The organism is Marinobacter vulgaris, from assembly GCF_003344045.1.
Taxonomy (GTDB): Bacteria; Pseudomonadota; Gammaproteobacteria; order Pseudomonadales; family Oleiphilaceae; genus Marinobacter; species Marinobacter vulgaris.
The window spans coordinates 317155-343225 of record NZ_QFWX01000005.1 but is presented as its reverse complement, the minus strand read 5'-3'; the positions used below and the strand labels follow the sequence as shown (position 1 = coordinate 343225).

The window sequence follows — 26071 nt, the reverse complement described above, 5'->3', positions numbered from 1 at the left end:
GCAATAGCCAGCAAACATTCCAGAAGCCGCAAAACCGGAGAACCTACTGCTCCATGGATGAAGTGACCAGTCAGTTTATCGTCGACAACCAGACCACCCTGAACCTGGCGATTGCCCTTTTGCTGGGCGGCATCATCGGGCTGGAACGTGGTTGGGACGCAAGAAAACAGGAATCGGGTGAACGTATTGCCGGTATTCGCACCTTCGCTCTGATTGGCCTGCTGGGGGGCGTTGCCGCGCTTCTTGCCAAGGAAGTGACCGAGTGGGCATTTCCAGTATTACTGGTCAGCGTGGTGGCTATTGCCCTGGTGGCTTTCAGTGAGCGCCTTACCCATATCCGCAACTTCAGCATCACCGGCACCATCGGCATCGTGCTTACCTTCTGTTATGGCGCAATTGCCGTGGCCGTGGATCCGGCCATCGCCACCGGTGCTGCCGTGGTCACTGCGCTGATTCTGGACAACAAAAAGGAAATCCACGGGCTGGTCGACAAACTCCAGGCGCACGAGCTGGATGCGGCGCTGAAATTGCTGGTGATTTCGGTGGTAATGCTGCCACTGCTACCCAGTCAGGACCTGGGCCCCGGTGGCGTTCTCAATCCCCGGGAAATCTGGTGGATGGTGGTCCTGATTGCGTCGGTGTCATTCGTCGGCTACTTTGCCATCCGGCTGGCTGGCACGAGCAAGGGTATTCTGTTTACCAGCCTGTTCGCAGGGCTGAGTTCCTCAACTGCTCTGACACTCCACTACGCAAGACAATCCAAGGCTTCACCGGAAGTCAGCCCCCAGTTTGCCAGCGGCATCCTCATCGCCTGCGGCACCATGTTCCCCCGAATCCTGATCTACTGTGCACTGATTAACCCTGCGCTGTTACCCAGGCTGGTATGGCCGGTAGCGGTGATGACACTGTTACTGTATGTGCCGGCTTTCGTTATCTGGAAACGCAATCAGCGACAGCTGGAAGTAAGCCGGCCGGAACTCACCCAGAACCCGCTGGACCTGAAATCCGCTCTGGTGTTCGGACTGTTACTGGTGATTATTCTCCTGTTGGGAGAATTCCTGCAGAAATGGCTGGGCGACCTGGGCATCTTCGTGCTGGCAGCCACTTCCGGTGTTGCAGACGTAGACGCCATCACCCTGTCCCTGACACGAATGTCCGAGGACTCCATTGGTCTGCAAACGGCGGTGATCGGCATCGTGATTGCGGCAGCCACCAATAACCTGGTGAAATCCGGCATTGCCGGTGCCATCGGCCGGAAAGAGCTGGGAGTCCGGGTCGCGGGTCCCATGATACTGTCCCTGGTCGCCGGGCTGGCGGTCGCCTGGCTGCAGTAAGGCCGGTTATCGTGTCCGCCGGAGGGTCAGAATGTGCCGAAAAGCGTACCCACGGTAATCAGGAACACCAGAGATATGATGGGTACCAGCACGGCCACCACGGCGATATCAAGGTACGACTCCCGATGCGTGAGTCCGCATATTGCCAGCAAGGTAATTACCGCACCATTGTGCGGTAAGGCATCAAGCCCGCCTGTGGCAACGGCCGTAACCCGGTGCATCAACTCTGGTGAGATCCCTGCGGCCTGGCCCATGGCGACGTAGGTCTCGCCAAGCGTGGCCAGCGCGATACTCATGCCACCGGAGGCCGAACCCGTCATGCCGGCCAGCAGGTTGACCGCGATCGCCAGCGAGATTAACGGATTGTCGCCGCCCCATGCGGTCACCGAATCGCTGATGATGTCGAAGGCCGTCAACGATGCCACTACCGCGCCAAAACCGACCAGGCTTGCGGTATTGAAGATCGGCAGCAATGATGCGTTGGCTCCGCTATCCACTGTGCTCGTGAGCTTTGGCAGCCTTTTCCAGTTAGTCGCGATAAGCACCAGGATTGACAGAGTCAGTGCGGCAATGATCGACCAGACACCGCGCACCGAGTCGATCGTTGTCGCACCGTATTGCGGCTGCGCCAGATAGTCGGTATCCATGGATGGAATCACCCAACTGGTCAATAACAGGTTCAGAAAAATCACCAGCACGATCGGTAGAATCGCCAGGGGCAAGGTCGGCATCCTGTCCGGCACGGCCTGCTGCCGCACCTCTGCCAGGTCGAAGCCTTCACCCGCGCTGTGCTCGCGCAGGTGCGTATTGACTGCAGGGCTGTCGAGGTTGTGGTTGCCATAACCTTCACCAGCGGCACGAGCCGTGCGTGCCCGATTATTGAGCCAGAGCTGGCCAAGTACCAGCATCATCAGCCCAGTCAGCACACCCAGACCGGGAGCCGCAAAGGGTGAAGTGCCGAAAAACGGCATGGGAATCGCATTCTGAATGGCAGGCGTGCCAGGCAGCGCCGTCATGGTAAAGGTGAATGCGCCCAATGCGATGGTGGCGGGAATCAGTCGCTTGGGCAGATCTGCCTGACGGAACAGCGAGGCGGCAATGGGATAAACGGCAAATGCCACAACGAACAGCGAAACACCGCCGTAGGTCATCACTGCGCAGGACATAACAACGGCCAGAATCGCCTGCGCATCACCAAGCCGAGCGACGATCGCCTGGGCAAGTACCTCGGCACTGCCTGAGTCCTCCATCAGTTTGCCAAAGATGGCACCCAGCAGGAACAACGGAAAATAGTGCACCACAAAGTTTCCGGCAGCGCCCATGAACACCTGCGTGTAACTGGCCAACACCGGTGCCTCGGCAGATACAAGCGCCAGGATGGCGGCCAGCGCTGGCGCCAGAATCAACAGACTTATACCGCGATAGGCAAGGTACATCAGCAATGCGAGTACTATGATAATCGTGACAATACCAGCCATTTACGTGTTAGCCTCTCCTCTTTCCGGCCTGAGCGTGATCAACCTTCCCAACGGGCCGAATCGCGTCCTGAAACAGCATGTCCAGGTCGAAGGTGGAGTGATCACCAATCGCATCGAAGTTATCGTTCAGCCACTGATCCGCCCAGCGTCGACCCTGCTTGTGCAATCGCTGCAAAAAGCGCCATTCGGTGTTCATCTTGCTCGAGGCGCTCATCTTTTCGACTTCATGCTCGGCATGGATCAAGTGCAGGCGCATGGCCCGGTAGCTCTCAAGCTCCAGCCCTTCCGATTCAATCAACTCGTGCAGCAGGTGAATCGAACGTAGTTCCTTGATCAGGCTGGAATTGAAGGTGATTTCATTGACCCGGTTGAGAATCTCGCGCGCACTGACCGGCAACTTTTTGCGCAGCAACGGATTGATCTGGACCACAACCAGATCGCGACAGTCCTGATCGTCCACCAGCGGGTACAGCGCCGGGTTGCCGCTGTAGCCGCCATCCCAGTACGCCTCGCCGTCAATTTCCACTGCCTCGAACATGAATGGCAGACAGGCCGAAGCCATTACCATATCGACCGATAGCTCCGGTTGCCTGAAGATGCGCGCGCGGCCAGTACGCACATTGGTTGCAGTTACGAAAACCTTCAGCTTACGGCAGGCATTGACCCTTTCGAAATCCACCTGGGCCTCGACCATTTTGCGCAAAGGGTTGATCTTGAGAGGGTTGAGTCTGGAGGGTGAAATCAGTTGCGTGAGGTTTTCGAAAAACAGGTAGCTCAGCGAATGGTCCAGACTGTCGTTGCCCATCAGCCGGTCCCAGATCCCGCGCTGAATGGGCGAAAAACGACCGGCACGGGCCACCGCGCTCCAGAATGTATGCAAAGCCTCGCGAGCGCCGTCACGGCCACCACGGTGCATCCCATCAGCCACCACTACCGCATTCATTGCGCCGGCGCTGGTGCCGCTGATACCGTCGATCTCCAAACGCTCATCTTCGAGTAGCCGATCCAGGACCCCCCAGGTCAAAGCTCCATGAGAGCCACCTCCCTGCAAAGCCAGATCGATCTTCTTACAATCGGTTTTCGCCATCAGTCCTCCCAGACAACGGACGCCAGCGGCTACGCAGCCCTGAGCCGCACGCCATTCGACACCCCGCTCTACAGTCTCCCACATCTGTTACTGACTAATCATGCCTTCTTAAGGCAGTTGTCGGAAAGTGCCTCGGGCACTCGATTAATACCATGAACAAGAACCGAGGCCGAAAAGGGGCCCTAACCAGCGCGACGAAACGTCAGGTTATACCGACAGGCTCCGGTCAGAGGGTGCTCCGGCGATTTGAGAGTCAGAACCCCATGATACCGGAGACGTGATGACCCACCCCAGACCACCACATCGCCGTGCTCCAGAGGAACCTTCTGCGGGCGTTCACTGCGCCGGTGTCCGCCGAACTGAAACACAATAGGAGAGCCCAGAGAGACTGAAACGATGGGCTGACTGAAATCCGATTCGTCCTTGTCCTGATGAAGCCCCATTTTTGCGCCAGGCAGATACCGGTTAATCAGGCAGGCGTCCGGATCAAAGTCGGCGTAACCTGCCTTTGCAGCAGCTTCGATTGCCAGGCTACGAAATGTTTCCGGTATGGCTGGCCACGGGACCCCGGAGACCGGGTCCTGGTGTTGATAGCGATATCCCTTTGTATCGGTGACCCATCCCCAGTCACCACAACAGGTCATGGCTACCGACATGGTATGGCCACCCGGCGTTTGCATGTGCCGGAACGGTGCTTGGCTCGCCACTTGCTCGATAGCTTTCAGCAATCCGGCGTCGCAGGTGCTGGCAAACCGGCGAAGCACCAGGGCCCCCTCGCAGATAGGCTCAGCCCAGGGTTCTTCAGGTGATTGGTCAAAAAGGTCCATGGTCATGCTGTTTTCACCCCCGTATACTTTGCGCAGTTTTACACACTTGAAAAGGACACTCACATGTTCGGCCTGTTTATCGGCGGTTTGATCGGCTACCTGTTTGGCCGTTTTCCCGGATTACTGATTGGTGCTGTTGCGGGTGCGATGCTCACTCGTTATATCAAGAGCCGCCTGTTTCAGAAACTGCGTAATGTACAGACGGATTTTCTGGAGTCCGTATTCGCAGTGATGGGCGCCCTGTGCAAGGCCGATGGCGTCGTTACCCGCGACGAGATCCGGGTTGCAGAAGCGATGTTCGACCGTTTCCGTCTCTCTGGTGAACATCGGGAACGCGCCAAGGCCGCCTTCAACCGCGGCAAGGCCGACGATTTCGACCTGGACGCCGAATTGCAGCATTTCCTGAGAGTAAGCGGTCGTCAGCCTTCGCTGCTACAGATGTTCCTGCAGGTTCAGGTGTCTGCCGTTGCGGCCGATGGCGTAGTGCATCCCGCTGAACACGAGATGCTATTGCGCATTGCCCGCGGCCTGGGGCTGCCCGAGACCCAGGTAGACCAGTTGGAGGCGATGTTGCGTGGCGCCCATAAAGGTCAGTCGGGCGCTACTGGCCAGGCCTCTTCCGCAAGCCAGCTGGACGATGCCTACAAGGTTCTGGGAGTTTCACCCTCAGCAAGTGATGCGGAACTCAAGAAAGCCTATCGCAAATTGATGAGTGAAAACCATCCGGACAAACTGGCTGGACGTGGCATGCCGGAGAGCATGCGGGAAATGGCGGAAGAGCGCACGCGGGAGATCAGCCACGCCTACGATGTCATCAAGGAAGCCCGTAAATAGCCCTACCCGTAAAGAACTGGCTCAGAGCCAGCGCGGCACTCGCCTGCGATACGCCTCGTAGGCGTCTCCGAAGATATCCGCGAGTGCCTTCTCCTCTACCCTCGCCTGGCGCAGCAGAACGGTCACACCGGCAATCAGACATACCAGAGAAAACACCGAAGGCAGGGCCAGGAAAAAGCCAAACTGGCCGAGCATTATTGCCATAAACACGGGATTACGGCTGCGACTGAACGGGCCACCCGTGAGCAGATGACGGTTCTGGTTGGGATCCACCCCTGTGCGCCAGTCGTCATGCATATAAGCCTGAAGGTAGTTGACCAGGCTGAACGACACCAGCAGCAACAGCATCCCGGTTACCAGAACCGGACCATAATACAGTGAGTCAAGCACCCCCAGCCAGGGGTCGATGTCTACAAAGATTCGCGCCACAACCGCCAGCAGGATCAGGGCACGGAACACATTGAACACATGCCGGTGCCACCAGCCGGCAGATGCCCGCCTGCCATAGTTGATAAACGAAAACCCCATCCTTGCATGAAGGCCGAGGCTGCGGCTGGCGAACTGCACACCGATCATCAGGAAGAAAATACCGAGAAAATAACGGACCAGTGGCTCGGCAAATGCGTCGAAACTATCCAGGAATACCATTGAATTCACTATCTGAGATGATTGTTATCCTTAACCAGCTTATCGCCTGTCGCTGCGACTGGAAACCGCATTTCCAGTTTTTCTGCGCAACAACACTGCAAACAACGCAACGGAAAGCCTGGCGGGAAAGTCGCGACAGCCCATCAGGCCAGGCGTTGGACAGGACCCGAGGCCGATGCCAGTATATGGGTCAGAATACAGCGACGCGCCGCCCCCGTTCACAACAGAAAGCCAGAGCCTATGCAGGATACGGATGCCTTTGTGAACTTTCACAAAGCGCTTCCTGTTAACACCCTTCATGTCGACCATTTTTTAGCCAGCCGGTAGCGAACCTCTTTGAGTTTACACCCGGTTTTGTCGCCCAGAACCAGCATTGCCGGTGTCAGCAACAACGTCAGTATGGTGGCAAACGCCAACCCGCCGGCGATGGCACTGGAGAGCTGGGTCCACCACTGGGTTGAGGGCGCACCCAGCCCCAGGGACGGCGTCACCAGGTCCACGTTCACCCCCAGCACCATCGGCATCAGTCCCAGAATCGTGGTGATGGCGGTCAACAGTACCGGGCGGAAACGCAGGCAACCGGTTTCCAGCGCGGCCTCGAAGGCTTCCGTGCCGCTTTTCCGCATCTGGTTATAGGTGTCGATGAGAATGATGTTGTTGTTCACCACAATGCCTGCCAGGGCAATAATGCCCATGCCCACCATCACGATGCCGAAGGACTGCCCGTTGAGCAGCAGACCCAGCAGTACCCCCGCAGTGGAGAGCACAATGGCCGACAGAATCAGCAGGGTCTGGTACAGGGAGTTGAACTGGGTAACCAGGATCAGCAGCATCAGCGCAATAGCCACCATAAAGGCGGAGGCGAGAAAGTTGGACGCCTGCTGCTGATCTTCATTTTCACCGGCAAAACGAACGGATATACCCTCCGGGGTTTCCGGCATTTCCTGCTGCAGGGTTTTCAACAATTCGTCGACCGTGCGCCCGGGCTCCACATCCGACTTGATGGTCACGGTCCGCTGCCCATCCACCCGCACGATGCTTCCCGTCTTGTCTCCCGGCTCCAGCGCCACAAACTCCGAGAGCGGGACCTGCCCGCGTTGGGTATGGATGGTCTGGCGCTGGAACTGATCCAGCTCGCGCCAGTTGTTGGGTACCCGTACCGCGATATCCACCTCATCGCGCACATCCTCGGGGCGATAGGTTGCCAGCACCAGGCCGTTGGTGATGAGCCGCACGGCGCTGCCCACACTCAGCACATCGGAACCGAAACGGGCGGCGGACGCCCGGTCCACGTTCAGGCGCCACTCGATGCCCGGCAGGCTGCGGTCATCTTCGACATCGACGAAGCCGCCGATCGTTGCCATACGATCCTGGATAAGGCCGACATACTGATCAAGCCTGTTACTGTCGAGACCGCTGACCATGAGTTCGATGGGTTTGCCGCCGGCCGGTCCTCCCTCCTGCTTGCGAAATTCCAGTTCAATACCGGGAATATCCGCCGTGCGCTCGCGGAAGTCCTCGAGAATCCGGGAGGCGGAGCGGCGCTCGAACCAGTCGGTAAACTGGAACTGAAGCACGCCGATAACGTCCGGTGCCATCTGGTTGCCGGCGCTGACCATGGAGCGGGCATACAGGGCTTTCACTTCCGGCAGCCCCTGCAGCCGCTGCTCAACTTCCCGCACAATGGCATCCCGCTCTTGCACGGAGAGATCACCCCGCGCCCTCACCTGGACCTGCGCTGAATCGGGCTCGACATCGGGAAAGAATTCCACGCCGTGGTTGAACTTGCCGTATGCCACGTAAATCACCACAACCACAACCAATACACCCAGCAGCGTAAGCCCCGGCATCACCAGCAAGCGGCCCAGCAGGTTCCGGTACAGCCCGGTTATGCGCCCGTCTGGTGACGCCTGGCGCTTGCGCCTGCCACCGCTGATACTCCCGAGAACCGGCAGAAACACCAGCGCCATCGCCAGCGACGCGGTCAGGCAGATGATGACCGTAATCGGAAGGAATTTCATGAACTCCCCCACCACGCCGGGCCAGAACAACAAGGGGACAAACACCGCCAGGGTGGTCGCGGTGGAGGCGATAATGGGCCAGGCCATGCGGCTGGCCGCCTCGCCCCATGCGGACTTCACACTCTGGCCCTCGGAGAGATTCCGGTCTGCCAGCTCCGACACCACAATCGCCCCGTCCACCAGCATGCCCGCTACCAGAATCAGGCTGAACAGAACGACAATATTGAGCGTCAGCCCCATCCCCCATATCACCAGCATGGCGGTAAGGAAGGCTCCCGGGATGGTCAGCCCGACCAACAGGGCCGAGCGGGGGCCCATGGCGGCAATGATCAGGATAATCACCAGTACAATGGCGGTGAGAACGTTGTTGAGCAGGTCACTGAGGATGTCCCGCACGTCACCGGACTGGTCCATGATGTAACGGACGTCGAGTTCTTCCGGCAACTCCGACTCTGCCGCACTGATCAATTCTTTCACCTGACCAACGGTTTCAATAATGTTGGCGCCGGCACGCTTGGAGATTTCCAGCACCAGCGCCGGCTCTCCGTTGATCCGGGCGTAACCTGTGGGGTCCTTGAAGGTACGCTGGAGCATGGCCACGTCCCCGAAGGTGACCACGGTATCGCCATCCACTTTGATGGGCATGGACATGACATCCTCTACCGACTCGATCACACCAGGCACCTTCATGGTCATGCGCCCGGCGCCGGTATCCAGACTGCCTGCGGCCACCAGCTGGTTGTTGCGGCTCACCAGTGACGCCAACTGGTCAAAATCGATGCCGTAGCTTTCCAGCACCTGGGGATCCACCACAACCTCCAGCAGGTCTTCCCGGTCACCGCCAATATCCACTTCCAGCACTTCCGGAATCCCCTCGATGGCATCCTGCAACCGGCGGGCAATGGTCACCAGCTCACGCTCCGAAAGCGGTCCGGAGAGGCCGACAGACATCACCGGGAACAGCGCCACGTTGATCTCGTTGACCCGCGGCTCGTCTGCCTCCCGGGGCAGCTTGCTGCGGGCGGTATCAACTTTCTCCCGCACATCCTGAAGCGCCATGTCCGGATCGAAGCCGGCGTCGAACTCCAGCATTACCGACGCATGCCCCTCGGATGCGGTGCCCCGCATTTCCTTGATGCCTTCAAGAGAGCGCAACTCCTGCTCCATGGGCCGGATAAGCAGTCGCTCAGCATCCTCGGGGCTGATGCCTTCGAGGGTCATGGAGACATAGATCATTGGAATGGTGACGTCCGGGTTGGCTTCCTTGGGCAGGGCCTGAAAGGCAGCGATGCCTCCCAGGATCAGGAAGAGCAGCATCAGGAGCGTGGTGCGGCTGCGGTCGAGGGCTGCGAATATCAGGGTTCGCATGTCGGTCAGCCCCGGTCCGCATCACGATTGACCGGGCGTACCTGCTGCCCGATGGACACGAATCCGGCCCCCCGTGTGATCAGACGGATTTCTTCCGGCAGGCCGGTCACCCAGGCCCCGTCTGTGGTGACATTCAGCAACTTGACGGTGGTGAACACCACCTGGTTGTTTTCGCCCACATAGCGGACGCCGGGACGGCCATCGTCACCAAGGCTCAGATAGGCCGGCGAGATAAACATGGCCCTGACCTCCGGCAGCGAGATCCTGAGCGTTGCGCTTCCACCCGCCACCCGCTTGCGTTCAGGATTTTCCACCGTCACTTCCACGGCAAAACTGCGGGTTTCCCGGTCTGCGGCGCTGGCCACGAAACTCACCCGGCCTTCCAGCGTTTCACCATCCAGGGTACCGATCGAAACCGGCTGGCCCTCCTTTACATTGCCCACGGACTGCTGTGGAATCTGGCCGGTTGCTTTCAGGCGATCTATCCGGACCAGCTCAAGCAATGGCGAGCCCACCTGAACCAGGTCACCAAGATCCACGTCGCGTCGATTGACCGTACCGTCGAAGGGGGCACGCGGGGTCAGATTGTCCATCACCAGCCGTGCCCGTGCCAGTTCGGCTTTGGCAGCGGAGAGTTCACTCTGCAGGGTCAGCAATTCGGATTCGGAGGCGAGATCGCGGGCACGGAGCTGCTGGGCGGCGGCAAGATCCGCCTCCAGTTTACGGATGCGGGATTGCCACTGTTCCACCGCTGTACCGCGACCATCCTCGGACAGCCGTAACAGAACATCCCCCTCGTTGATCCTGTCGCCCTGCTCCACCATCAGCTCATCCACGGTGCCTGAAGCTCGCGCGCCTATGACCACGGCCCGCCAGGGCTCCAGTTGACCCTGCACCATCAGTGCCGGTGCGTAGAGCCTTGCCTGCAGCGTATCCACCTGTACCGAGGGCGCAACGGCCTTTTCCTCAGGCGAAGTTTCCGGCGCCTCTTCGCGGGCTTCCTTGACCTCTCCGGTGGCCATCCAGATAACCAGTAAAACCAGTACCAGAAAGGACAGGCCGATGGATCCCAGTTTTGCTTTGGTCATTGCCTGCTCACAGATTGAAACGGATGATGTCGGTTTGCACCCGGGTGCATGTCTGAAAAACAGCCAGAAAACGGTTGCATCCGGTTATTTCCGTGGGGTAGATTCTACACATAAATGTCTCACAGATTCAGAGCCGATCCTGATTTTATGAACCTCAACGCAGTCGTCGTTCTCGTAAAGCTAGTCCTGGTGGTCGTGGTACCGTCCGGGGGCTTTTGCGTGGACAAGCGGGTGAGATAGCAACAACCTGACAAGACACGAGAAGCCCCCGGCACCGAAAGGTCCCGGGGGCTTTTTTTTGCAGCAGGAAAAGGGAAAACGACCATGAACGGCGCACAACACATTCTTCAAGCCTTCCACCGCCACAACATCAGCACGGTATTCGGTTATCCCGGCGGCTGTATCATGCCGCTATACGACGCGCTGGTGGATGATGTGGGTGTGGAACACGTGCTGTGCCGCCACGAACAGGGCTGCGCCCTTGCCGCAGACGGTTACGCCCGCGCCAGTGGCAAGCTTGGAGTTTGCATTGCCACCTCTGGCCCCGGTGCTACCAACCTGATTACCGGTGTTGCCAACGCCCACCGGGATTCCATCCCCATGCTGGTGATCACCGGCCAGGTCCCCTCCGGCCTGATCGGTACCGACGCTTTCCAGGAAACCGACGTACTGGGCATGACCCTGGGCATCGTCAAACACAGCTATCTGATTGATGACGCGAATACCCTGCCCGCCATCATGGCAGAGGCCATGGCACTCGCCCGGAGTGGTCGACCGGGCCCGGTGTGGATTGATATCCCGAAGGATCTTCTGCTTGCCGAGGTTGCCGATGCGCCCTTCCCCGCACCGGAACCAGAGGAAAACAGCCACCCGGAACTGACCCAGGCGCTGGCCATGCTGCGAGCCGCCCGCAAGCCACTGCTCTACAGCGGAGGCGGTGTCAGCCTGGCCAATGCCGAGGACCAGTTCCGGGTATTTGCCGAGTCCTCCACGTTGCCGGCTGTGGTTACCCTCAAGGGCATCGGGAACCCCGGCAAACACAACCCCTGGAATCTCGGCATGCTTGGCATGCACGGCTCCCGCGCCGCCAACAGGGCCGTTGACGAGTGCGACCTGTTACTGGTCATCGGCGCCCGGCTGGACGACCGCGCCACCGGCAGACTGGACGGCTTCGCCCCCAACGCCAGAATGATTCACATCGATGCCGATGCTGCTGAAATCAACAAACTGCGCCCGGCCGACCTCGCCATCCGCGGAGATCTGAACGACATCCTGACGGCCCTGACCGACGCTTTGGTACACAGACCACTGGCCATCAGCGAATGGCAGACACAGTGCCGCAACTGGCACACCATGGGCGGCTTCCAAGCGGCCGACAATGAAGAACCCCTCGCCCCTATCACCGGCCCCGCTTTCATACGACAGCTATCGCGGATCGCCCCGGACGACACCGTTATTGCCTGCGACGTCGGCCAGCACCAGATGTGGGTCGCCCAGCACTACCAATTCGATCACCCGCGTCACCACCTCACCAGTGGCGGTTTGGGCACCATGGGCTTCGGCCTGCCGGCCGCGATCGGGGCCCAGTTCGCCGACCGTCAGAGCACGGTCATCAATGTCACCGGCGATGGCTCGTTCATGATGAACGCCCAGGAACTGGCCACCATCCGACGCTACAACCTGCCGCTAAAACTCATCGTCATGGATAACCAGTGCCTGGGCATGGTGCGCCAGCAGCAGGAGCTGTTCTACAACAACCGGGAAAGCCAGATAAGCCTGGATGACAACCCGGACTTCGTGGCCATGGCGCGCGCCTTCGACATCCCGGCGTTGTACATCGAACGCACCGACCAGATCCGCCGCGGCATCGAGACCATCCTCGCCTTCAACGGCCCGATGCTGTTGCACGTCGCCATCAGCCGGGAAGAAAACGTCTGGCCTATCGTCAAACCCGGCGCCAGCAACCGCGACATGATCGACGAAACCCGACGCACCAGCCCTGCCAGCAAGGAGCACATCGCATGACCTCGCAAACATACATCTCAATGCCGAGCTACACCCTCAACTGCCGCATGTCCCGGGAAGCCGCCGCCCTGGAGCGCCTGTGCCAGGTGATCCGTGTTCGCGGCTTCCGCATCGCGAGAATGGCGGTCGAGTCCGCTGGGGATCACATTGATATCGCCCTGACCCTAGAAGGCACCCGTCCGATTTCCATGCTCCAGTCGCAACTGGAGAAGCTGCACACAGTGGCGGAGGTCACTCCCGGGCAGGCTTCGGGTGTTCAGGTTCAGACTGCCTGAGGCGTTTCGGATTGCCCTCCTTTTCGCAGCCTGCCGGTTTGCGGGCGGATAGGGGGGTGGCATCTGGATTTTTTGCCAGAAAAAGATGTCTGAGCGAAGCGAGTTCTTTTTCAAAAAAATACAGATGTCACCACGCAAGCCCGCCCCAAAGCCATCAGACCACGAAATGGCAGGCGCTAAGCGGTCACTCCGGATGGGCACTGGTCAGAATGTGGGTGAGTCCGCCACAGTCTACCAACGGGTCGTCACAGTTCACGATGATGTCTCCCCGGCTCAGCACGTAGCTCCTGCCGGTAATGGTGTTCTCCACCACCTGGTGGTCTCCTTCCTGGCGAACACCTGTGAACTCACCGATAAAACCGGTTTCCCGCAGGGAGACAGTTTCCAGGCGGTCACCCGGCTGGATTGTGCCTTCGTAGTTCATTAGCGCCAGCCGGGCCGAGGTTCCGGTGCCCGTGGTGCTGCGGCAGATCACGCCCGGGTGCACGTAGGTGGCCGAGCGGGAGCGGTAGGAATGGTCAGACCGCTGCTCCACCGGTCCCATGAAATGAAGGAATGGCATCGGCCCTACATCTCCCAGTATGTAATGGGAAAAACCCCGTTCCGCCTGAATGGCCTCAATAATATGGTAGGCACATTCGCTGAGCTTTCTTTCCTCGTCGAGAGTCAGTGAGAACCCCAGGCTGGTGGCATCCACCATGGCGTAAAAGCCGCCGCTGTAGGCCACACTGTAGGTAACATCGCCAATGGAGGGAACGTGAATGCTTGTTTTGTAGGTATCGATGTAGCTGGGAAGCCCTCCACAGGTGATCGCCTCCACGACACCGTCACGCACGAGGGCATCGATGTGGACAAGGCCTGCAGGGGCCTCGAGCGCGAAGCTTTGCAAGCCCTCGCGTTTGGGTACGATGCCGGCTTCAAGTACCGCCGTAGCCGTGCAAATGGTGTTGGAGCCCGAGTAAATCGGATACCCCATGACCTCCATAATGATGTACCCGGCAACCGCCTCCGGGTCCGTAGGCGCCACCAGAAGGTCAACGGACATCTCGGGGATGCCGTAAGGCTCTTCCAGCAGAAGCCGGCGCAAGCCGTCGGCCTCGTCGCGGAGGTATTCCATCTGGGCCCGTACGGTGGCTCCCGGAAGTTTGACGATACCGCCAGTGACAATTCGGCTTACATCACCGCCGGCATGGGTATCCATAAGTTGCAGATTGAGCTCAGGGGGCATCGTTACTTCTCCAGGGCAAAAGGGGCGCCATGCTCCGCCCACTGGGCGTCGGGGACAATCACGATCTTGCCCAGATAGTTGCTGTTGCGGTTGACGAAGTAGCGTTCCGCTTGGTGCAACTCGGAGAGTCTGAAAGCGGCGTGCAACACCGGTTTCAGCTGGCCGCTGCGAATCCAAGCGACCAGTTGCTCCGCTTCTTCCCGGGTACCATGTGACACTCCGAAAACCTGAACCTGATAGAGATAGATCCGGGTCCACATGATTTCGCTGACATTGCCCGCGCTGGCACCGGCAATGCTTAAGCGGGGATAGTCGTCGCGGCTGTTCATGTCGAAGATCATGGTGTCGATAAACTGGTCGGTCATATCGCCACCGGCCAGATCCATCACCGCATCAATGGGCCGACCACCGGTCACCGCGCGCACCTTGTCGGTGAAGCTGGTCATGTCCGACCGATCCAGTACCGCTGCAGCTCCGAGTTTCAGTAGCGCCTCTGCCTTGTCCTGCTGGCTCAGCGCATAGGGAATCGCACCCATGATCCGGCACAGCTGGATAAGGGCGGTGCCAACACCGCCGCTGGCGCCGGTAACCAGTATGTGTTCACCCGCCTTCACCCTTGCAGAGGTGAGCATGTGCAAGGCGGTCTGGTAGGAGCACATGCCCATGGACGCAAGCTCGGCATCCGCAAGGTCGGTATTGTCGACATGATGGAACTGGTCGGAGGGAACGGCGATGTACTCGGCAAACCCACCGTCAGCACCATGACCGTAGTAGTCCGGTGTAAGGTTGATATCCCGGCGGTCGTCAGCGTACAGGTTGAAATCCAGCAGGCCGCGCTGCCCAATCCGCGCCTCGTCAACACCCTCACCCACAGCGACGACATGGCCAACGACGTCCGCGCCCTGAATGCGGGGGAAAGTCAGCGTGGCTGAGCCACCCATCTGGAAAGAGGTGACCTCGCCCTTTTCCTTGGTGGGATAAAGGCCTTCACGGGCCTTGCGATCGGTGTTGTTTTTGGCGGTAGCGGTTACCCGCACGAGAACCTCCCCCGCATCCGGTTCGGGAGTGGGAACGTCCTGGGTGTATTCCAGTTTTTCAATGCCACCGTGGCCGGTGAGCAGCATCGCTTTCATGGTCTTCGGGATCATGGGCTTTCTGCTCCTTTTTTGGAGGATATGCAGTCAGGATAGCATTAGCGCGCAATGACGTTATAGATGGGGCGCAGCCGCGGTATCTGTTTCAGGATTACCTGAATGACAGTCATCAGTGGCACTGCCATGAGAACGCCGACAGGGCCCCATAGCCAGCCCCAGAAGAAAATCGATACGAAGATAATCACGGGGTTGATCGCCATGCGGAAACCATGGATCCAGGGCTCGATAAAAAAACCGACGGTGGCGGTCAGGGCCAGGTAACCAACCGGTGCTATAGCCATCATCCAGGGACTATCCAGGCTGGTGGCGGAGACAATGGTCAGCAGGCCGATGGTGAGGATCACGCCCAGGTAGGGGATGAATCTCGCCAGCCCTGCCAGCAGTCCCCATACCACCGGATCCGGCAGACCCACGGCCCAGCAGACCAGGCCGGTGGTGATACCAATGATAAGGTTGCTGAGGCTGAGTACGCCCAGAAACTGGGCGATCTGCTGCTGGGAATCCCGGGCGATGTGGAGAACGTTCCGGCGCTGCCCCCTGGGCAGCTGGCGCACGAAATTCTGGATGATGCGGTCGCCACCCACCAGCAGGAAGTAGGTCAGTGCCAGCGCAAGGGCAAGGCCGGCGGCGCCGTTGCGGGCTTTGGTCATCAACTGGTTGCGCCATGAGTCGGTTTGAAGAACCACTGTATTGGTGGGCTCCTGCGCCCCCTCGTCTTCCGAGAGTTCGTCCATTGACTCCTCCACCTTCCTGGCGGATTCACTGACCCTGTCGATCTGACTTTTGAGATCGCTCTCGCCCACCAGCAAACGGGAGATGCCCTGCGGCGCCTTTTGCGCCCACTCAAGTGCCGGCGTGGCAACGGCGACTCCGATACCGACGAGGCCGGCAAGGACAAGAATCACCAGCACCAGCGCACTGAGCGCCCTGGGAATGCCGGCTTTTTCATAGGCTTTCCTTACCAGGGGGAACAGCAGCAGGCTGGTCAGAATAGCCAGTACAATCGGAAGGACAATCTGATGGGCAAGATAGAGAGTGTAAAGAATGCCCAGGGCAAACAGGCCATTGAGGGGTGTAGCAAGGTCTGACCGGGCCGGTTTGGCGGATCCCGGATCGTCAGTCGGTTGGTTTTTCTGGTTTTCGTCATCCATGCAGGTCAGGGTGCCTTTGCTGTCTGAGTGGGTTGTGGTTGTCCGTTTTCGGGCCAGAGCCCGGTCACCTGTGCCCTGCGACTTTTGTTGTAGCACATAACCGGATACTCTGTTTGGAACAGTCTCTCAAGAGTGCAGCTATGGCAACCTATACCATCGAAATTGACGAAACCTTTGATGTGCCGCGAAGCCGGGTGTTTGCCCTTTTTGCAGATCATGAACGCTTCGGAAAACTGCTTGGCGCTCCGGTAAAGCGCATTCGCGACAGCGACCAGGCCGACCCGAACGGTGTTGGTTCCATTCGCAAAATCGGGCTTGGACCCATCAGCATCAGGGAGACAGTGATCACCTTTGAGCCGGGCTCGCTCATTGAGTACACCATTTCCAGCATGAGCCCCATTCGCAACCACCTTGGCAGGATCCGCTTCGCGGATGCCGCCGGTGACAGAACCCGGGTTCTGTACACCATCACCTTCGAGGATGTTGTCCCCTACACGGGCAAATGGCTGAGCTCGGCTCTGGATCGGGGGATCCGCAGGGGTATTCGGCGCGTTCCGCGGCTGGCCTGAGCGCGGTTGCAAAACATTACTTGATTGATATCAGTTTATTGACCTGACGCAAAAGGCCGCCCCTTCCAATTTTGTACTCTCCCGCAAATTTTGCAGTATTCGGCCATCCCGGCCGGATAGTCAGCCTTCCGGGAGACAAGAATGGCAGCGGAACCCATCGTTCTGTTTGATAACGGGCATCACAAGTGCCTGATGTTCGATTCACTGGTAACCGGCGAGGGCGTGCAGTCCAACCAGTTTCTGGTCGTTGACGGCAAACACGAAGCATTGATTGACCCGGGTGGCGACCTGACCTACACCCCGCTGTCGGTTGCCGCTTCACGGTACATGAACATCCGCGACATGGACTATGTGTTTGCTTCCCACCAGGATCCGGACATTATCGGTGCTATTGACCGCTGGATCGTTCATACCCGCGCCAAGATCGTCACCTCCCGCCTTTGGGCCCGTTTCCTGCCGCACCTGGTGTCCGGCTATGTAACCGGGCAACTCAGCGGAAGCGTCTATGACCGCATCCTGAGCGTGCCGGATGGCGGCATCAACGTGCCCTTCGGGGAGTCGTATATCCAGTGCCTGCCAGCCCATTTCATGCATTCGGTCGGTAACCTGCAGTTCTATGATCCGGTCTCGAAGATCCTGTTTTCGGGTGACCTGGGAGCGTCCATGGGTGGCGAGGATGACCACAAGCCGGTAACAGACTTCGACAAACACATACCCAACATGATCGGCTTCCACCGCCGCTACATTGCGTCACGGAAGGTCTGTGAGTTGTGGGCCAATATGGTGCGGCAGATGGAGGTCAGTGCCATCGTGCCTCAGCATGGTAAACGCTTTGAAGGCCCGGCAATGGTGGATCAGTTCCTGAACTGGGTATCCAGCGTTGACTGCGGCATTGACCTGGTCAGCCAGGAAAATTACCGGCGACCGGTGGACTATCTTTCTGCATAGCGGTTCACGGAGCTTTCCCCTCCGCCATGGCATGCCAATAGTCGGCCTGGGTCGGGTCAGGTACGGTGCCGATACCCTCGGCGTAGGCTCTTGCGACTTCCTCCATACTCAGTCTGTCGCCGGATTCGGCCGCTCTCAGATACCACTCGAATGCCTTGGCGTCGCTCTGGGCGACACCCCGTCCCGCAGCGTACATGTTCGCCAGGTTGTACATGCCCTGATGACTGCCCGATTCGGCCAGAGCCTGGTAACGCTCGAAAGCCAGATCGTACTGCCCCATCTTGTAGACAGCATAGGCTTCAAGCACCTTGACCATTTCACGCGCGACGCCCAGTTGGTGGTCCGCCTCGTCGCCCTGCACTGAGGGCGACAGCACTATCAGTAAACTCACGGCCATGGCTATCCGTCTGGTAGCATATCGGCGTGGCATGGAAACCTCCGGGACTTAGGGGATGCTCTCACGCTATCATCTGGAAAACATGGCGTCTTTGACCCTAAAGTGGCAAAGATTTACAACTTTAGGTGCAGCAGGCAACCGGGAAATAAATCTGTCACCGGTCTGTTTTGTCGAGTAAAATCCGCACTTTTGAAACGACATCGAGGCAGCGAAATGGGCAGAGCCTATCAGAACCGCAAAGACTCCATGGCCAAAACGGCCGCCGCCAAAACCAAGGTCTATAGCAAATACGGGCGTGAAATCTACGTATGCGCCAAGTCCGGTGGCCCGGACCCGGACAGCAACCTCACACTGCGCGGCCTGATCGACCGTGCCAAGAAAGACCAGGTGCCCGCCCACGTTATTGAAAAAGCCATCGAGAAAGCCCAGGGTGGCGCCGGCGAGGACTTCTCAGCGGCCCGCTACGAGGGTTTCGGGCCGGGTAACTGCATGGCCATCGTGGATTGCCTGACGGACAACCCTAACCGTACTTTTGGTGACGTCCGCCTCGCCTTTACCAAAACCAAATGCAAGATTGGCACCCAGGGCAGTGTCAGCCACATGTTCGATCACTGCGCCATATTCGGATTCCGGGGCGACGATGAAGAGGCGGCACTGGAAGCACTGATGATGGCAGACGTGGATGTCACCGATATTGAGCAGGAAGACGGGATGATTACCGTGTTCGCGCCCCACACTGAATATGCCAAGGCCCGGCAGGCACTGCAGGAGGCGTTTGAGGGCCTGGAATTCGAGGTGGACGAGATCCAGTTCCTGCCCCAGACCACCACTACCATTGAGGGCGACGACATTGAGCTGTTCGAAAAATTCATGGACATGCTGAACGATCTGGATGACGTACAGAACGTCTATCACAATGCCGTGATCGCAGACGGACAGGAGCAGTAACTTGCCACGGGTGGTCGTACTGAAAACCGGCACCACATACCCTGCCCTGCGCGACGCATTCGGGGATTTTGACCACTGGTTCGTCGCCCGCCTGGCGCCGGAGCTCAATGTGGACGTTGTGGATGTGACGGTAGACGACCTTCCTGGTCGACCTGAGGACTGGGACGGTATCGTGATCACCGGGTCCCCGGCCATGGTCAGTGACCGGGAAGCATGGAGCGAACAGACCGCCAGCTGGCTTGCCGACGCCATCGGGGCCGAGGTTCCGGTACTGGGGGTGTGTTATGGCCATCAGCTGCTGGCCCATGCCCTGGGTGGCGAGGTGGGTTATCATCCCCGCGGCCGGGAAACCGGCACCCATCCGGTGGAACTGCTGGATGCTGCATTGGACGACCCTCTTTTCAAAGGGCTGCCGCGACAGTTCCCGGCTCAACTGACTCACCGCCAGTCCGTTCTGCGGCTTCCTGATAGCGCCGTTCTTCTGGGCCACAATGAGTTCGAACCCCACCAGGCCTTCCGGCTGGGGCCATGCGCCTGGGGCGTGCAGTTTCATCCGGAGTTTTCCACAGACGTGATGCGGGCCTATCTTGAAGTCCAGGCACCGGACCTTGTGAAGGAGGGGCTTGATGCTGACGCTCTGCTGGCAAGCGTGAGCAGCGCGCCTGAAGCTTCCTCTCTGCTGGACCGTTTCTCCCGCATAGTCATGAACCGGTAGCGCCTAGTCGAGAATATAGGCGGTTTTCTCCATCGCATTCTCGTCTTCGTCCACAAACCGGAACTCGTTCCAGGCAATCCGCACCAGGTCGTTGGCATTGAGGCGCTGGCGGCCACTGATCCGGATATCGTTGACAAAAGTACCGTTGGTGCTGTCGCGGTCGGTAATGTAGAAATCCATCGTATTTTCCAGGTACGGGTTGGGGACCGCTTCAATGACCGCATGCTGGCCACTCACGGAAATTTCGTCGATCCGGATGTCGTTGTCCGGACCCCTGCCGACACGAAGCGCAGGCTGGTCCAGTTCAAACCTAGTGACCACGACGTTGTCCACCAGTTGGGAAAGTGACGCCATATCAGGACTCCATCTCTAATCGAGTATCAAAATGACAACGGACACGTTATCCGCTGCTTCATTGTCCAGGCTTGCCTGCACCAGGGCCCGGACTTGCTCGTCCGCAGACTTCTGCGCTGACATCAGTGGCAGCCAGTCAGCTTCCGGTAGCCCATCGATGAGCCCATCGGAGCAAAGCAGCAGGCAGTCGCCCGACTCCATCACTACCCGCCCGAAGCTGGCGAGTGCGGACGAGGCACCCAGGGCCCGGGTCAGCACATTGCGAAATGGCACATGGGGGACATCATCGGGCTGGATACTGCCGTCTTCCAGCATGTTCTGAACCACAGTATCGTCCCGCGTCAGGCACTGAAGCTCTCCCTTGTGAACAAGATAACAGCGGGAATCCCCCAGATGGGCAATGAGAGCTTCACCATCGATCACCCACGAAACCACCAGGGTCGTGCCCATCTTGGCGAGGTCCGGATCCGCTGCCCTGCGTTCCTGTATGCGCTCACTGGCCAGGTTGATGGCCACCTGGATGGCATCAGGCCGGGCGTCGCAAAGGCCCCCGTTTCCGGACTCAAAATGTGCTCCCAGGGTCTCCATGACCGTATCTACCGCAATCCGGCTGGCAATTTCCCCACCCTGGTAGCCCCCCATACCATCGGCAACCACCAGCAATATCTGACGATGGTCATCACTGATCCGCCAGTCTATGGCATCCTGATTGGCGGCGCGCACGGTTCCCACGTCAGTCAGTCCGGCTACGCTGGGAATCTTCATGACGTTACCTCCCTCGCCTCACGGGATGCCTGCCGCCGCAACGCTTCCGCCATGGTGGCAGCGCTGGGGAAACGCTTGTCGGGCTCCCGCTGTATGGCTTTATTGATAAGACGAACCACACCATTGGGCAGTTCCGCATTGAACTCTCGCACACTCTTCGGGCGTTTGTTCAGAATCTGGTAGGTCAGATTGGCCAGTGTATCGCCCTGATAAGGTGTTTCTCCGGAAACCAGTTTGTAGAGGGTGATACCCAGGCTGTAAGTGTCGGATGCGCCGGTCACCCTCTGCCCTTTCAACTGCTCAGGGGACATATAGAGCGGGCTTCCCATAACGCTGCCAGTGCGGGTGCGGGAGTCATCTGAGATCTTGGCTATCCCGAAATCGGTGATTTTGATGTCCCCGTTATCCGGGTTGAAGATGATATTGCCAGGCTTGATGTCCCGGTGAATGATTTTCTGCCGATGGGCGTAATCCAGCGCGTCCGCCACTCTGGCAACAATGTCCAGCACGGTGGTCAGGGGCAGCAACCGGCCCGGCTTGCCAAACTCGCTGAGTGGACGACCCCGGGCATAATCCATGGCAATGAAGGCCAGATCTGCTTCCTCTCCCACATCATACACGGTCACAATGGCCGGATGACTGAGGCGCCCGGCTGCTTCCGCTTCGCGGAAGAATCGGGCCTTCAGGTCCCGTAGTTCATTACCATCGAAGGCCGCGTAGCTGAGCGTTTTTATCGCCACCGTGCGTGCGATTTTCGGGTCCTTGCCAAGATAGACCACACCCATGGCGCCACGCCCTATCTCCCGCTCGATCTCATAGCGGCCCAGTGTCGGCCGGCTGACATTTTTTTCCGGCATCAACAACGTTCGGGTGCTATCGAAGTTTCCGGAGACCGCTGCAGTGCCGTCTGCATCCAGGTTTTCCAGGGCAGCCAGCCGCTTGTCGGCATCCCGGTACCTGCGTTTCTGATCAAGAATCTGCCGATAGGTAGTGCAGGCCCTGTCGTACTGGCGCTTGCGCTCCTGCTGGATGGCGATATCGTACTGCAGGCCAAGGGTCTCCTCGCTCGGGGGGCATTCGGCCAGCGTCTCCAGCGCTTCATCCGCCTGCCCTTGTTGCAGTAACAGTCTGCCCAGGCGGGTTCGTGCCGCCTGCACATTTGCGGAGAGTGCCTCGATGTCACGCCGGGGTTGCAGCCAGAAAAGCATGATCAGGTAGCCTGTCACCAGCAGGGTGACCACCTCCCCAAGCGGGAGCCAGGCATTCCGGTAGAACATCAAGGCTGCCTGCAGCACCACCAGTGATCCCGCCGCCAGCAGAATGACCGGCAGGCTCACACTGCCACCCATCCGGGGAACCGCAAGCACCAGAAACAGTGCCGTCACCATCAGCCCTCCACGAATGGCAACGTCGGACCAGGCCGGTCGGGCAAGCCCCCTCGTCTCCAGCGCCCCGCTGAATGCCTCTGGCGACAGTTTCAACAGCGTGCCGGCGTCACCCATACCGGCGGTATTTCCCAGGGAGCCCAACGCAATACGATCCAGCCATCCAAGGGCCGGGAGGGCGTCACCGATGAAGGCAAAGATCAACGCCAGTGCAACAACGAGCAGGCGCAGACTGAAAAGTCGGGAGAATAGGAAAGCCAGTGAATTCACGGAGACCGCTATGGTAAGTAATTGATCGTGCAAGTTTAGAAAGTGAGGACGGGCAGCGATAGATTACCAGGCGCTGTTTTTTGTAAAGGTTTGTTTAGCTGGGAACGCTATCACACCGGAAGTTTAGTGAACCAGGGATGACATGGGTGTAAAAGACGCCATCGACCTTTCTGCAGTATAGTCCACCTTATGGACGTCTCCGCCGGGAAGCATAACAATGACATTCAAGTTACTGACTGGCCTGTTTGTTCTGGCAATCACCACAACCAGCCTCTACCACTCGTTCAAATCCCTGCCCCACGGGCTCGCTTACGATGGTAAGGAGCAGCCACTCATGAACGCCAGGCTGCTCATCGACAAAACCCTGCACTTCGGTAATGAACAGCCGCGACTGGACCAGGAAATCTTCGCCGAGATTTTCAGCCTGATCGCCAATGCGCAGCAGTTTGTGCTGGTGGACATGTTTCTCTTTAACGACTCCCGTGCTGATGGCAGCCGCCAGATACCGCTGGCGCGCAAGCTTACCGATGCCCTGATTGCACGCAAGCAGGCCCATCCCGGCATGGACATTATCGTGATTTCCGATCCTATCAATACTGTCTACGGCGGCACCACGTCGCCCCATTTCCAGCAACTTCGACAGGCCGGCATACCCGTGGTGGAGACTCGCCTGACGCGTCTGCGTGACAGCAACCCCCTCTGGTCGGGGTTATGGCGCGTATGCTGCCAGTGGATGGGTAATTCCGCGTCAGGCGGCTGGCTACCCAATGCTCTGGGCGAGGAGCCGGTCACCCTGCGCAGCTATCTGGCGCTGCTCAACTTCAAGGCCAACCACCGCAAAACCCTGGTCGCGGACAGCCCCAACGGATTCCGGGCGGTCGTCACTTCTGCCAACCCCCATGATGGCAGTAGCCGTCACAGCAACATCGGCCTGCGTTTCGGGGGACCTGCTGTCGCAGACCTGCTCGGGACAGAAAGGGCGGTGCTGGCAATGTCCGGCGCAGACACAACCGCTGTGGACAATGCCTTGGGCTACCTTCCCGAACAGACGTCTGACTCACCTGAGACCATCAGGATCATTACCGAGTCTGCCATCCTCTCATCGGCGAAGGACATTATCGGAACCGCAGCGCCGGGGGACCGCCTGGATCTGGCAATTTTCTACCTGTCCCACCGCACCTTGCTGCCGGCGCTGATAGCGGCTCATAAAAGGGGCGTTCACGTTCGTGTTCTGCTGGACGCCAACAGAGATGCCTTCGGAATGAAGAAGAGCGGAATTCCCAACCGTCAGGCCGCCATGGAGCTTAACCAGGCGGGCATAACGGTGCGCTGGTGTCATACCGAGGGCGAGCAATGCCACACCAAGCTTCTTGTACGCCAGGACAGGAATGGCAACGCGCAGCTACTGCTGGGCTCCGCCAACTTCACCCGCCGGAATCTGGATGATCTGAACCTTGAGACCAGCGTTCACATCGAGTCGACAACAGAGGCGGAAACCGTGCTCAAAGCCTCGGTTTTTTTTGATGAACAGTGGAATCATGGTCCCGGTGATACGCCGGTGATGAGCCTGCCTTACGAAGCCTGGGCGGACGAATCCCGGCTGCGCTACTGGCAATACAGGTTGATGGAGTCGACGGGACTGTCTACGTTTTAGATTTGCAGAGGTGATCTCAATGACTGCGCCCGTTCATTCCCGACCTATTGACGAGCGGATCGACTGGTTGATGGCGCTGAGCCGGAAACATTCGGCAAGCTTCTGCAGCCCTGAAAACCACCTCGCCCGTCAAAGGTACCTGGCAGAACACAACACCCTGATCATTGCCCTGAAATGCATGGATGGCCGCATCCATCTGCCCCATGTAACCCGAACGCCAATGGGCATCATCCAGCCGTTCCGCAACCTCGGCGGCATCTTTGATCTGGGCTGGCCCTATCTCGGAGATCTGCTGGCAGACACGGTGCAGAGCGCGGTCAGTGCCGGCAGACGGGTACTTATTATCATTACCTATCACTATTCGAAGGGCGCAAAGGAACGGGGATGTGCCGGCTTCAACTGCGACCTCGACGCCGCCCGGGCACACGCCATCAGCATCCGCTGTCAGGTTGAGGCGTTGTTTGGCGAAGCACACCAGACCGTGTACCCACTGGTTTGCGGCTTTGAAACCGATGAAGATGCACTGATTCTGCACGGTCCCGACGGCCGGTGCCTGGACCTGTCGACAATCGCGCCCAACAGTGCCGACGAAACTGGCGCAAGAATCACAGCTCTGTTCCCCGATATGCCGTTGCCCATACAGCGCGACCTGTTACCCCTGGTTCGTGGCAACATCCGGCACATTGCCGAGATCAGGGAAAGCGACCGGGAGCTGAATATCGAGCACCGGGAGTGGGTCATCTGCATCGGCCGGGGGTTCGACTTTCTGCACGCGCCCAATCTGGCGCTGATCATCGGCCCCTTCAGCCCTGATCTGTCGCACCCCATACGCCAGGCTGCCGGTATCATAAAAGCCAATATGGAGAGCGGCCGGATACCGGGTGACGGATTTCTTTTACTCTCATCGGCCCCCTATCAGGAACCTGGAACCCAGAAAGCGCGTGCTACTCTCAAGTCCGCTTTTTTACTGGAATTTGCGGCAAACGTTATTCAACGGGAATTTCCCGAACTGGCAGAGCTTATGGTTGCTCATTCAGCTATCCTGAACTGGCCGGAACGACGTCTTGAAATACAGCCTGCAAAACCGGAGTCGGAACACGGGAATCGTGTTTCATAATCAAAAGCAAGGAGAATGGAATGCAGACTATAAGAAAGCACCTGCGGTACGTATCGTTTTTTATGGCCCTGGTGATGGCATTCGGCAGCGTCTGGGCATCATCTGCCGCGGCCGGCATGGTTGGCACTGGCGAACTGTTGACCGAACAGCGTGCCGACCTTGATCGTCAGTCCCTGATGAATATGCTTGAGCGCGACGAAGTGAAAGAGAGACTTGCGCAAATGGGTGTCAGCCAGGACCAGGTTGAGAAGCGCATCCAGAGCCTGACGCCGGCGGAGCTGTCGTCGTTCGAGCAACAACTGGCAGAGGCGCCGGTGGGTGAGGACGTTGTCGGTATCATCGTTCTGTTCCTGCTGGTCTTCGTCGTTACCGACATGCTCTGTGCCACCAACATCTACCCCTTCATCAACTGTATCCGGTAGCGCGCTGAC

At 58.7% G+C, this 26071-nt stretch carries 24 protein-coding genes; 11 read left to right on the top strand and 13 right to left on the bottom strand.

Translation table 11 applies throughout. The annotated features are described in order from the left end of the window. The first annotated feature begins 53 nt into the window (after window positions 1-53). Complete coding sequence (locus DIT71_RS13010; RefSeq protein WP_114613644.1) at window positions 54-1334, top strand: MgtC/SapB family protein; 1281 nt, start codon at window positions 54-56, stop codon at window positions 1332-1334. A gap of 26 nt (window positions 1335-1360) precedes the next feature. On the opposite strand, the gene DIT71_RS13005 is transcribed toward DIT71_RS13010, so the two are convergent. From DIT71_RS13005 to alkB, 3 genes are all read right to left on the bottom strand, one after another. Continuing rightward, window positions 1361-2812: a GntP family permease gene (locus tag DIT71_RS13005; protein ID WP_114613643.1), complete on the bottom strand. Its 1452-nt coding sequence runs from the start codon at window positions 2810-2812 to the stop codon at window positions 1361-1363. A 7-nt stretch (window positions 2813-2819) separates the two neighbouring features. Then, window positions 2820-3899 (bottom strand): patatin-like phospholipase family protein, encoded by a 1080-nt coding sequence (locus tag DIT71_RS13000; RefSeq protein ID WP_114613642.1) that lies wholly within the window; start codon window positions 3897-3899, stop codon window positions 2820-2822. Between the two features lie 182 nt (window positions 3900-4081). Then, window positions 4082-4732, bottom strand: a complete 651-nt coding sequence (alkB, locus tag DIT71_RS12995; protein ID WP_114613726.1) for a DNA oxidative demethylase AlkB — start codon at window positions 4730-4732, stop codon at window positions 4082-4084. A 57-nt stretch (window positions 4733-4789) separates the two neighbouring features. Between alkB and djlA the strand changes: the two genes are divergently transcribed. Continuing rightward, window positions 4790-5560 carry a co-chaperone DjlA gene (gene djlA, locus DIT71_RS12990; RefSeq protein WP_114613641.1) on the top strand — a complete coding sequence of 257 codons (771 nt, stop codon included), beginning with the start codon at window positions 4790-4792 and terminating at the stop codon, window positions 5558-5560. A 21-nt stretch (window positions 5561-5581) separates the two neighbouring features. Here the strand turns inward: djlA and DIT71_RS12985 are convergent, their stop codons facing one another. The 3 genes from DIT71_RS12985 to DIT71_RS12975 all read right to left on the bottom strand — a co-directional run bounded on the left by DIT71_RS12985 (window position 5582) and on the right by DIT71_RS12975 (window position 10685). Beyond that, the gene (locus DIT71_RS12985; protein ID WP_114613640.1) at window positions 5582-6208 is read right to left on the bottom strand and encodes a methyltransferase family protein; all 627 of its coding nucleotides are present in this window, start codon (window positions 6206-6208) and stop codon (window positions 5582-5584) included. A 296-nt stretch (window positions 6209-6504) separates the two neighbouring features. Next, complete coding sequence (locus DIT71_RS12980) at window positions 6505-9546, bottom strand: efflux RND transporter permease subunit (RefSeq protein WP_406565111.1); 3042 nt, start codon at window positions 9544-9546, stop codon at window positions 6505-6507. 56 nt (window positions 9547-9602) lie between these two features. After that, on the bottom strand, window positions 9603-10685 hold the full coding sequence (locus tag DIT71_RS12975) for an efflux RND transporter periplasmic adaptor subunit (protein WP_114613638.1): 1083 nt from the start codon (window positions 10683-10685) through the stop codon (window positions 9603-9605). Window positions 10686-11009: 324 nt separating this feature from the next. Between DIT71_RS12975 and ilvG the strand changes: the two genes are divergently transcribed. Continuing rightward, window positions 11010-12710: an acetolactate synthase 2 catalytic subunit gene (ilvG, locus tag DIT71_RS12970; protein WP_114613637.1), complete on the top strand. Its 1701-nt coding sequence runs from the start codon at window positions 11010-11012 to the stop codon at window positions 12708-12710. After that, window positions 12707-12985 carry an ACT domain-containing protein gene (locus DIT71_RS12965; protein WP_114613636.1) on the top strand — a complete coding sequence of 93 codons (279 nt, stop codon included), beginning with the start codon at window positions 12707-12709 and terminating at the stop codon, window positions 12983-12985. Before ilvG ends, DIT71_RS12965 begins: the two co-directional genes overlap by 4 nt. 184 nt (window positions 12986-13169) lie before the next feature. On the opposite strand, the gene DIT71_RS12960 is transcribed toward DIT71_RS12965, so the two are convergent. Genes DIT71_RS12960 through DIT71_RS12950 form a run of 3 tightly spaced genes read right to left on the bottom strand, consistent with a single transcriptional unit; the run spans window position 13170 to window position 16518 of the window. Further along, window positions 13170-14213 (bottom strand): proline racemase family protein, encoded by a 1044-nt coding sequence (locus tag DIT71_RS12960; protein WP_114613635.1) that lies wholly within the window; start codon window positions 14211-14213, stop codon window positions 13170-13172. Between the two features lie 2 nt (window positions 14214-14215). Continuing rightward, complete coding sequence (locus DIT71_RS12955; RefSeq protein ID WP_114613634.1) at window positions 14216-15361, bottom strand: zinc-binding dehydrogenase; 1146 nt, start codon at window positions 15359-15361, stop codon at window positions 14216-14218. Between the two features lie 44 nt (window positions 15362-15405). After that, the gene (locus DIT71_RS12950; RefSeq protein ID WP_114613633.1) at window positions 15406-16518 is read right to left on the bottom strand and encodes an AI-2E family transporter; all 1113 of its coding nucleotides are present in this window, start codon (window positions 16516-16518) and stop codon (window positions 15406-15408) included. A gap of 140 nt (window positions 16519-16658) precedes the next feature. On the opposite strand from DIT71_RS12950, the gene DIT71_RS12945 reads away from it, so the two are divergent. Then, window positions 16659-17087: an SRPBCC family protein gene (locus DIT71_RS12945; protein ID WP_114613632.1), complete on the top strand. Its 429-nt coding sequence runs from the start codon at window positions 16659-16661 to the stop codon at window positions 17085-17087. 141 nt (window positions 17088-17228) lie between these two features. After that, window positions 17229-18035, top strand: a complete 807-nt coding sequence (locus DIT71_RS12940; protein WP_114613631.1) for an oxygen-binding di-iron domain-containing protein — start codon at window positions 17229-17231, stop codon at window positions 18033-18035. Window positions 18036-18039: 4 nt separating this feature from the next. Here the strand turns inward: DIT71_RS12940 and DIT71_RS12935 are convergent, their stop codons facing one another. Then, window positions 18040-18432, bottom strand: coding sequence for a tetratricopeptide repeat protein (locus DIT71_RS12935; protein WP_244312017.1), 393 nt, complete (start codon window positions 18430-18432; stop codon window positions 18040-18042). Window positions 18433-18645: 213 nt separating this feature from the next. Here DIT71_RS12935 and DIT71_RS12930 point away from each other — a divergent pair, with 213 nt between their 5' ends. Beyond that, the gene (locus tag DIT71_RS12930; RefSeq protein ID WP_114613629.1) at window positions 18646-19380 is read left to right on the top strand and encodes a YebC/PmpR family DNA-binding transcriptional regulator; all 735 of its coding nucleotides are present in this window, start codon (window positions 18646-18648) and stop codon (window positions 19378-19380) included. A 1-nt stretch (window position 19381) separates the two neighbouring features. After that, complete coding sequence (locus DIT71_RS12925) at window positions 19382-20095, top strand: glutamine amidotransferase (protein WP_114613628.1); 714 nt, start codon at window positions 19382-19384, stop codon at window positions 20093-20095. A gap of 3 nt (window positions 20096-20098) precedes the next feature. On the opposite strand, the gene DIT71_RS12920 is transcribed toward DIT71_RS12925, so the two are convergent. From DIT71_RS12920 to DIT71_RS12910, 3 genes are read right to left on the bottom strand one after another with little or no spacing between them, the layout of a single operon-like run. Beyond that, complete coding sequence (locus DIT71_RS12920) at window positions 20099-20449, bottom strand: FHA domain-containing protein (protein ID WP_114613627.1); 351 nt, start codon at window positions 20447-20449, stop codon at window positions 20099-20101. Between the two features lie 15 nt (window positions 20450-20464). Continuing rightward, complete coding sequence (locus tag DIT71_RS12915; RefSeq protein WP_114613626.1) at window positions 20465-21214, bottom strand: PP2C family protein-serine/threonine phosphatase; 750 nt, start codon at window positions 21212-21214, stop codon at window positions 20465-20467. After that, window positions 21211-22869, bottom strand: a complete 1659-nt coding sequence (locus tag DIT71_RS12910; RefSeq protein ID WP_114613625.1) for a serine/threonine-protein kinase — start codon at window positions 22867-22869, stop codon at window positions 21211-21213. Before DIT71_RS12910 ends, DIT71_RS12915 begins: the two co-directional genes overlap by 4 nt. A gap of 217 nt (window positions 22870-23086) precedes the next feature. Between DIT71_RS12910 and DIT71_RS12905 the strand changes: the two genes are divergently transcribed. From DIT71_RS12905 to DIT71_RS12895, 3 genes are read left to right on the top strand one after another with little or no spacing between them, the layout of a single operon-like run. Then, entirely contained in the window at window positions 23087-24523 is a 1437-nt protein-coding gene (locus DIT71_RS12905) for a phospholipase D-like domain-containing protein (protein WP_114613624.1), read from the top strand. Window positions 24524-24542: 19 nt separating this feature from the next. Then, on the top strand, window positions 24543-25640 hold the full coding sequence (locus DIT71_RS12900; protein ID WP_114613623.1) for a carboxysome shell carbonic anhydrase domain-containg protein: 1098 nt from the start codon (window positions 24543-24545) through the stop codon (window positions 25638-25640). Window positions 25641-25660: 20 nt separating this feature from the next. Further along, window positions 25661-26062, top strand: a complete 402-nt coding sequence (locus DIT71_RS12895; RefSeq protein WP_114613622.1) for a PA2779 family protein — start codon at window positions 25661-25663, stop codon at window positions 26060-26062. Window positions 26063-26071: the final 9 nt, after the last annotated feature.

Bases quoted from the DNA above. Each gene is read 5' to 3' on its own strand.
- DIT71_RS13010 (WP_114613644.1), top strand. From the start codon at position 54: ATGGATGAAGTGACCAGTCAGTTTATCGTCGACAACCAGACCACCCTG.
- DIT71_RS13005 (WP_114613643.1), bottom strand. From the start codon at position 2,812: ATGGCTGGTATTGTCACGATTATCATAGTACTCGCATTGCTGATGTAC.
- DIT71_RS13000 (WP_114613642.1), bottom strand. From the start codon at position 3,899: ATGGCGAAAACCGATTGTAAGAAGATCGATCTGGCTTTGCAGGGAGGT.
- alkB (WP_114613726.1), bottom strand. From the start codon at position 4,732: ATGACCATGGACCTTTTTGACCAATCACCTGAAGAACCCTGGGCTGAG.
- djlA (WP_114613641.1), top strand. From the start codon at position 4,790: ATGTTCGGCCTGTTTATCGGCGGTTTGATCGGCTACCTGTTTGGCCGT.
- DIT71_RS12985 (WP_114613640.1), bottom strand. From the start codon at position 6,208: ATGGTATTCCTGGATAGTTTCGACGCATTTGCCGAGCCACTGGTCCGT.
- DIT71_RS12980 (WP_406565111.1), bottom strand. From the start codon at position 9,546: ATGCTGCTCTTCCTGATCCTGGGAGGCATCGCTGCCTTTCAGGCCCTG.
- DIT71_RS12975 (WP_114613638.1), bottom strand. From the start codon at position 10,685: ATGACCAAAGCAAAACTGGGATCCATCGGCCTGTCCTTTCTGGTACTG.
- ilvG (WP_114613637.1), top strand. From the start codon at position 11,010: ATGAACGGCGCACAACACATTCTTCAAGCCTTCCACCGCCACAACATC.
- DIT71_RS12965 (WP_114613636.1), top strand. From the start codon at position 12,707: ATGACCTCGCAAACATACATCTCAATGCCGAGCTACACCCTCAACTGC.
- DIT71_RS12960 (WP_114613635.1), bottom strand. From the start codon at position 14,213: ATGCCCCCTGAGCTCAATCTGCAACTTATGGATACCCATGCCGGCGGT.
- DIT71_RS12955 (WP_114613634.1), bottom strand. From the start codon at position 15,361: ATGATCCCGAAGACCATGAAAGCGATGCTGCTCACCGGCCACGGTGGC.
- DIT71_RS12950 (WP_114613633.1), bottom strand. From the start codon at position 16,518: ATGGATGACGAAAACCAGAAAAACCAACCGACTGACGATCCGGGATCC.
- DIT71_RS12945 (WP_114613632.1), top strand. From the start codon at position 16,659: ATGGCAACCTATACCATCGAAATTGACGAAACCTTTGATGTGCCGCGA.
- DIT71_RS12940 (WP_114613631.1), top strand. From the start codon at position 17,229: ATGGCAGCGGAACCCATCGTTCTGTTTGATAACGGGCATCACAAGTGC.
- DIT71_RS12935 (WP_244312017.1), bottom strand. From the start codon at position 18,432: ATGGCCGTGAGTTTACTGATAGTGCTGTCGCCCTCAGTGCAGGGCGAC.
- DIT71_RS12930 (WP_114613629.1), top strand. From the start codon at position 18,646: ATGGGCAGAGCCTATCAGAACCGCAAAGACTCCATGGCCAAAACGGCC.
- DIT71_RS12920 (WP_114613627.1), bottom strand. From the start codon at position 20,449: ATGGCGTCACTTTCCCAACTGGTGGACAACGTCGTGGTCACTAGGTTT.
- DIT71_RS12915 (WP_114613626.1), bottom strand. From the start codon at position 21,214: ATGAAGATTCCCAGCGTAGCCGGACTGACTGACGTGGGAACCGTGCGC.
- DIT71_RS12905 (WP_114613624.1), top strand. From the start codon at position 23,087: ATGACATTCAAGTTACTGACTGGCCTGTTTGTTCTGGCAATCACCACA.
- DIT71_RS12900 (WP_114613623.1), top strand. From the start codon at position 24,543: ATGACTGCGCCCGTTCATTCCCGACCTATTGACGAGCGGATCGACTGG.
- DIT71_RS12895 (WP_114613622.1), top strand. From the start codon at position 25,661: ATGCAGACTATAAGAAAGCACCTGCGGTACGTATCGTTTTTTATGGCC.